The sequence below is a fragment of the Acinetobacter sp. AS5 genome (genome assembly GCF_048957595.1).
Classification (GTDB): domain Bacteria; phylum Pseudomonadota; class Gammaproteobacteria; order Pseudomonadales; family Moraxellaceae; genus Acinetobacter.
The window spans coordinates 1-5,701 of record NZ_JARDAL010000093.1; the positions used below are offsets into that span (position 1 = coordinate 1).

A 5,701-nucleotide genomic window follows, 5' to 3' on the forward strand; every position below is an offset into this window, starting at 1 on the left:
CATTGAGTTTAGAACTGTAATGTGGATTTATTCAATTAGATTTGATGTAAGTTGTTGATTTTACATTTTGCCAGTTTAAGACATTAATGTAAAAAGACAATGAGGAAGAACAACGAGTAGTGCATAAATCAGTGTTCTTGAACAACGCAAACAACAATAAAAATTAGTACTCAGCATTCACCAAAGTTTTGTATTGAGAATATTTCGTCAAATTTACTGTGTCACGTACTTGGCCATATTGAATACTGCCTAGATCTGAGTAGGTAAGGTTTTTCTTTTGAGATACTGCAACCAATAATTCATAGTTATTTCTTTGATTGAGTTCAATTGCTGAAGCGATATTTTTGTCTTGGCTCACTTGAGAAGTAATGCTTTGGATCTCCTTTCTATCTGAAGCAGATACATCCAATGTAGTTAAATAAAATCCGATCGATAGAAATATTGTGGCGGTTAAAGTGAATAGGGATGCACCAGTAAGATAAACGGCGCGTAGAGTTCTATACTTTGTATAAACCACAACTGAAGATAAGCAGATTGCCAAACATAGCGCAAGAATAACGGCATGTTGGTCTAGATAATCTGAGAAAAGCATTGTAAAGCCTGAAGTACAAAAACATGTTATATCACTTAGCTACCAAGCCATTTGTAGTATTTGAGACTTATCGTATATATGAAATATAAATAGCAAACCTTTGGTATATACTGAATCGGTTTAAAGTGCTGAAACAATAGGCTTTAGAAATAAAATACTAGTCAAAATGTGAATAATCAGGGGGTACACATGGGGCAAGCTAAGCAAAGAGGTACAGCTCAAGAACGTGCTGAAAGTGCAATTCAAAGTACGATTGATGCAACCTTGGCAAAGATTAAGACCGTACTTGATGGATACTATCAAGACATGCCGAATAACTTCTCGCAAGCTGAAAATTACTTTACTGGATATGTCGCTGCATTTGATATTAAAGATGGGATGGAACTTGAAGGTAAAGAGTCTGAATGGGCTTATGATGGTTTACCTACGCCTACCGCTTTACTCAAACTCGTTGAAACTGAGTTAAACGAAGTGATACGTGAAGATAAAGAGTTTTTGGATGACTTTGATCCTGAAATGTATATTGAAGAACTAGGCGAAAACTTGATGTTCTTCCGCTATATAGGTGCTTCTAGTTTCGATACGCCAGATGATGTTTTGCATAATATTCAAACAGTGTCATTTTGGGCGCCACACTTGGTCATGATTAATGGCGTATGGCATAACACTTATGATGCTGGTGCGGTCAATGATGATGGTGAAACGGTCGGCATAAGATTCTAATTCTAGAGGGGTGCATATTGATTACTGCAGCATGCACCTTATTGGTTTAAACATTGCTGTATCGACTGAGCAATATTTTCAGATATTTTCCAGATTACTTTCTGATTAGATAAGCGATTTGCTTCTTCAGGATTGGCAATCACGCCGATCTCAATTAAAACCGCCGGCTTTTGTGATTTCTTCAGGACCACTAGATTGTCATATTGATATACGCCATTTGAGGTCAAAAGCTTTTTGTTTTCACCTGGTATATTCATGCCATGGTAAGTAGAAGGGCTTTCACCAATTGATTTTAGGTTCTGGCCAATGAGATTGGCGCATTTCAAACTTTTTCCGTATTCTGGATTTTTCTTTGATACAAAAATTGAAAAACCTTTGAGTTGATTCTTGTACTTGGTCAGCTCAGTAGGTATTGAGTCGTGGTGCACCGAAATAAAAAGATTAGCATTAGGGTATCTGGTCGCACGTTGAACCACTGAGACTTTATCTTCATTCACTGAAGATCTGAGCACTTGGACATGACGCGATTTAAGAAAGTATTCAATAGAATTGACCATGCTAAGGTTGTAAGTGTATTCAGGATAGCCGTTAGCTGCAGTAGATCCAGCTTGTTTTGGTGAATGGCCAACATCAAGTACTACTGAATTTTCAGCAAAGATAGATTGTGTAATGATTGACATTGCTAATATCGATATACATTTTAGCTTTAGCACAATTAAAACCCTTTAAGCTATTATTAGGGTTTTAAGTATATTTAATTTAAAGAAAATTAAAAGGTTTAAAAGGTTTTGTTAAAATGATTTTAAGATGGTTTTAAAGTACTTATCATGAGAGCTCTAAATACAATTTTGGATATAAAATTTATACATCTACTGTTCACTCAGTTTGTAGAACATCACCCACGACCATTGAGTGTTCACTTCCTGAAAGGCACCTATATAGATGAATTAGAGGGTTATAAGTCTAAATGGCTCGTTCGTTCTATTCAGCGTCTTATTAAAAATTGGGTCCAATTGGGGATGATAGAGGATCTAGGGCGTTCTACTTGTCGCTCATCTAAATATTATAGATTAAGTAAGTATGGTGAGCTGTTCCTTAAAATATATAGAACGAATGCTAATGTTAACTTTTATGACAATCCTAAGTTTAAGACATTAAAAAAAGATATTTCATATCGTTATTTTACCTTTACATATTTTGCAGTTTGCCAAAACAAATCCTTTAAATTGTCAGATCTGCAAAAACTTGGTGACTGCCTGAATTACCACATTCACGGACGTTCTTGGCAGCGTAATATTAATTTGTTCATTGAAGCTGGAATTATTTCATGTGAACGTCAATGTCCATCAGAAAGTTATAATTATCATGTAATCAAAGCATCCATCCATGCATTTGTGAAATCAGAACCCATTGAACGCATTGAGTTTGAAAAAAACTTGCTGAACTTAGGTATCGTGAACAATTATGAAAAATATATAGACTACAATAATTTGCTGTTTCACGTTTTGTTTAGCAAATGGATTAACAGTCCAGTTGACTTTGGATATTTTGTCGATCAAAACTTTTACGGTGCCAGCTAAGCTCACTCAAAACATCTACGGTGTAATACACCGTAAAAAGAATTGCACCTGGTACTTGCCACTAAAAAATGACAGTGAATGACATTTTGAGAGAAAAAAATTGTGGGGTAGTGCCTTTTCTACTCCTTTGAGAATTTTAATTATGACAATTCCGATACACCTAACAATAACTTCATATTTTTCTTTCTTGAACTAAGATTCAATAACTTAACTAATTTCTATTTCAATCATAAAATATGATATGTTGACCTTAAGAATAATTCATAAACTTTACTATGTTTGCTTTAAAAACAATTCATTTAGAAAAGAAAGTCTCAAACGAAAATCAAATTATTCTTTTATTTGATTTAGATTCATTCTGTCCATGTATGTACCCTATGCTGTACACCATGAAATTTCTTAGATTTCAAAGTATCTCTACGCAGCATGCAGATTTAATCGCAATAAAATTTTGGTATGAATTTTGGTTTGAAAAGTTTGCCACGTCCTTTTGTGAGTCGTTCTATTCGACATCCTATAATTTTGAGATCATTCAATGTGAAATTGATAATTTCATTGTTTACTTAGAAAATAATAAAAAACTTGAAAGTAATCTTATACGGCTAAGCAATTCAGAACATATTAATTACACAACAATTGGTCATAGAGTTAGATCCTTCTTAAAGTTTTACAACTTCTTGATTAATGAATACTTAAGCATGCAATCACAGCCACAACTTACGTTGAAGGAAATTCAAAAAATTAAAGAAAACTTGAATAAATATATGACAATAAAGAAAAAAATTATAAATAATTTTTCAAAAGCCAATAAGACAATTAAAAGTGAGATAAATCATAATTTTAAGAGCATGAATCAGGAAATGATTAAAGGATTGTATTCAGTCATTTCACCAAGTAACTCTAATAAATACAATGAATTAAATCCTTTTAGATCTAAAAATGTACAACTCAGAAACTTTCTGATCATACATCTCATGCTCAACTATGGTCTTAGAATTGGTGAGCTTATGCTACTAACAACCAACTCTATTAAAAAATCAATTCAGAATCATAGTTTTAGTTTAATTATTACAAATACAGATGATGAGTTCGATGATCGATCAAAAAAGCCAAAAATCAAAAATGAATATTCGTACCGAGTAATTAAACTGCAGGAACGAGACTACAGAATTCTTCAAATCTATATAAATGAAATCCGAAAAGAAATTCCTTCACATATCTTATTTACATCCTTAAAGCCTCCCTATTCTGCTTTAAGTTATGCCAGTGTTAAAAAGATATTTGATCAAGTAGATTCGTCATTAAAAGCATTATTACCTGAGTGTTTTGATACTTCAGCATATGATTCAATAGAACGTCTCACTCCGCACGTTTGTAGACATTCTTGGGCTTATATGATGTTAAGCTTTTCTTTTGAGAAGTATAAGAAAGAAAATGATAGTTGAACCGTACCGGGTTTGTCGGAGAGTCAATATTCTGAGAGACTATTCCGATGAAAAAACCAAACTATACCCCCGAAATTAGAGAAAGAGCGGTTCAATTACTAATTGAATCTGAAAAAGATTATCCATCGAATTGGGCTGCAATCACAGCTATTGCTCCCAAAATCGGTTGTACTCCTGAAACACTACGTGTTTGGTATCAAAAATACTTAGATCAACAAAATCCCGCCAAAGTACAACAGGTATCTGACCAAGAAAAAATGAAGCAAATGGAACGTGAAATTAAAGAATTAAAACGTGCCAATGAAATTCTACGTAAAGCAGCCGCTTTTTTCGCCCAGGCGGAGCTCGACCGCCCACACAAATAATGGTGGATTTTATCCACAATAATAAAGAGCTGTATGGCGTAGATGTGATTTGTAAAATTTTACCTATCGCACCTTCAACCTATTACCGGACTTTAGATCTCACAGTAAATACAGAACATCGAGCGAAACGGGATCTGCATGACCTGCATCATGCTGAACAAATCAAACGTATTTGGAAAGAAAGTTCAGGTCGATATGGTGTACGTAAAGTTTGGCAACAATTGAAACGTGAAGGCTATGTTATTGCACGTTGTACAGTTGCTCGATTGATGCAAAAGCTAGATATACAAGGTGTTTGGCGTGGTAAGAACAAACAAACTACCCGCAGCCGAGATGATCAAAAACGGGCAGGTGATTTAGTGAAACGGAATTTTAGTGCTGATCGACCTGACCAATTATGGGTCAGTGACTTTACGTATATTCAAACCAATTCTGGCTGGGTCTACACCGCATTTATTATTGATGTGTTCTCACGAGCAATTGTTGGATGGAAAGTATCTACACGGATGAATACAGATATGGTGCTCGATGCATTGGAGCAAGCATTGCACGATCGAGGCATGCCAAAGAATGTGATTCATCATTCAGATAGAGGTGTTCAATATCTTTCTATTCGCTATACCAATCGTTTAGAAGCAGCAAATTTACGAGCATCAGTCGGTACAACTGGTGATTCATACGATAATGCTTTGGCTGAAACGGTGAATGGCTTATACAAAACAGAGGTGATTGAATATTTAAAAGCAGATTGGCAAGGTTTAGCAGATGTACAACTTGCGACACTAAACTGGGTAGATTGGTTCAATAAAAAGCGTGTACACAGTGCACTGGGTTATGTATCGCCTTTTGAGTTTGAAGGGCACTGTTGCAAATAGAGATTTGAGTCGATGATGTTCCCTTTAAAAAGTACTTAGAGACTGAAAACCCTGTTGATTAGACACACTTCACCCTGAGGCTGACCATAATAAAATGACGATGCTTGTCCTTTACGTAGTG

Annotated in this window: 5 protein-coding genes, 2 pseudogenes and 1 other annotated feature; of the genes and pseudogenes, 4 read left to right on the forward strand and 3 right to left on the reverse strand. The window is 34.9% G+C overall.

Features of this window, described 5'->3' with window-relative positions; all coding sequences use genetic code 11:
• Positions 1-163: 163 nt before the first annotated feature.
• Positions 164-592 (reverse strand): hypothetical protein, encoded by a 429-nt coding sequence (locus tag PV763_RS16935; protein ID WP_264718337.1) that lies wholly within the window; start codon positions 590-592, stop codon positions 164-166.
• A gap of 189 nt (positions 593-781) precedes the next feature.
• Between PV763_RS16935 and PV763_RS16940 the strand changes: the two genes are divergently transcribed.
• Positions 782-1,315 carry a hypothetical protein gene (locus PV763_RS16940; protein WP_043041555.1) on the forward strand — a complete coding sequence of 178 codons (534 nt, stop codon included), beginning with the start codon at positions 782-784 and terminating at the stop codon, positions 1,313-1,315.
• A 38-nt stretch (positions 1,316-1,353) separates the two neighbouring features.
• On the opposite strand, the gene PV763_RS16945 is transcribed toward PV763_RS16940, so the two are convergent.
• Positions 1,354-1,995 (reverse strand): N-acetylmuramoyl-L-alanine amidase family protein, encoded by a 642-nt coding sequence (locus PV763_RS16945; RefSeq protein ID WP_065995584.1) that lies wholly within the window; start codon positions 1,993-1,995, stop codon positions 1,354-1,356.
• Between the two features lie 147 nt (positions 1,996-2,142).
• On the opposite strand from PV763_RS16945, the gene PV763_RS16950 reads away from it, so the two are divergent.
• From PV763_RS16950 to PV763_RS16960, 3 genes and pseudogenes are all read left to right on the forward strand, one after another.
• Entirely contained in the window at positions 2,143-2,895 is a 753-nt protein-coding gene (locus tag PV763_RS16950) for a hypothetical protein (protein WP_043041556.1), read from the forward strand.
• Positions 2,896-3,170: 275 nt separating this feature from the next.
• Positions 3,171-4,337: pseudogene (locus PV763_RS16955) on the forward strand (tyrosine-type recombinase/integrase); the annotation flags it as partial.
• A gap of 50 nt (positions 4,338-4,387) precedes the next feature.
• Positions 4,388-5,580, forward strand: a protein-coding gene (locus PV763_RS16960; protein WP_420938247.1) for an IS3 family transposase whose coding sequence is annotated in 2 segments (ribosomal slippage) — positions 4,388-4,655 and positions 4,655-5,580 — 1,194 coding nt in all. Because the reading frame shifts where the segments join, the coding sequence is not laid out codon by codon here.
• Positions 4,663-4,779: a sequence feature (AL1L pseudoknot), on the forward strand. (Overlaps the previous gene by 117 nt.)
• A gap of 35 nt (positions 5,581-5,615) precedes the next feature.
• On the opposite strand, the pseudogene PV763_RS16965 reads toward PV763_RS16960, so the two are convergent.
• Positions 5,616-5,701 (reverse strand): annotated as a pseudogene (locus PV763_RS16965) (IS6 family transposase); the annotation flags it as partial.

Excerpts from the sequence above, each read along its gene's own strand:
- PV763_RS16935 (WP_264718337.1), bottom strand. The coding sequence starts at position 592 with ATGCTTTTCTCAGATTATCTAGACCAACATGCCGTTATTCTTGCGCTA.
- PV763_RS16940 (WP_043041555.1), top strand. The coding sequence starts at position 782 with ATGGGGCAAGCTAAGCAAAGAGGTACAGCTCAAGAACGTGCTGAAAGT.
- PV763_RS16945 (WP_065995584.1), bottom strand. The coding sequence starts at position 1,995 with ATGTCAATCATTACACAATCTATCTTTGCTGAAAATTCAGTAGTACTT.
- PV763_RS16950 (WP_043041556.1), top strand. The coding sequence starts at position 2,143 with ATGAGAGCTCTAAATACAATTTTGGATATAAAATTTATACATCTACTG.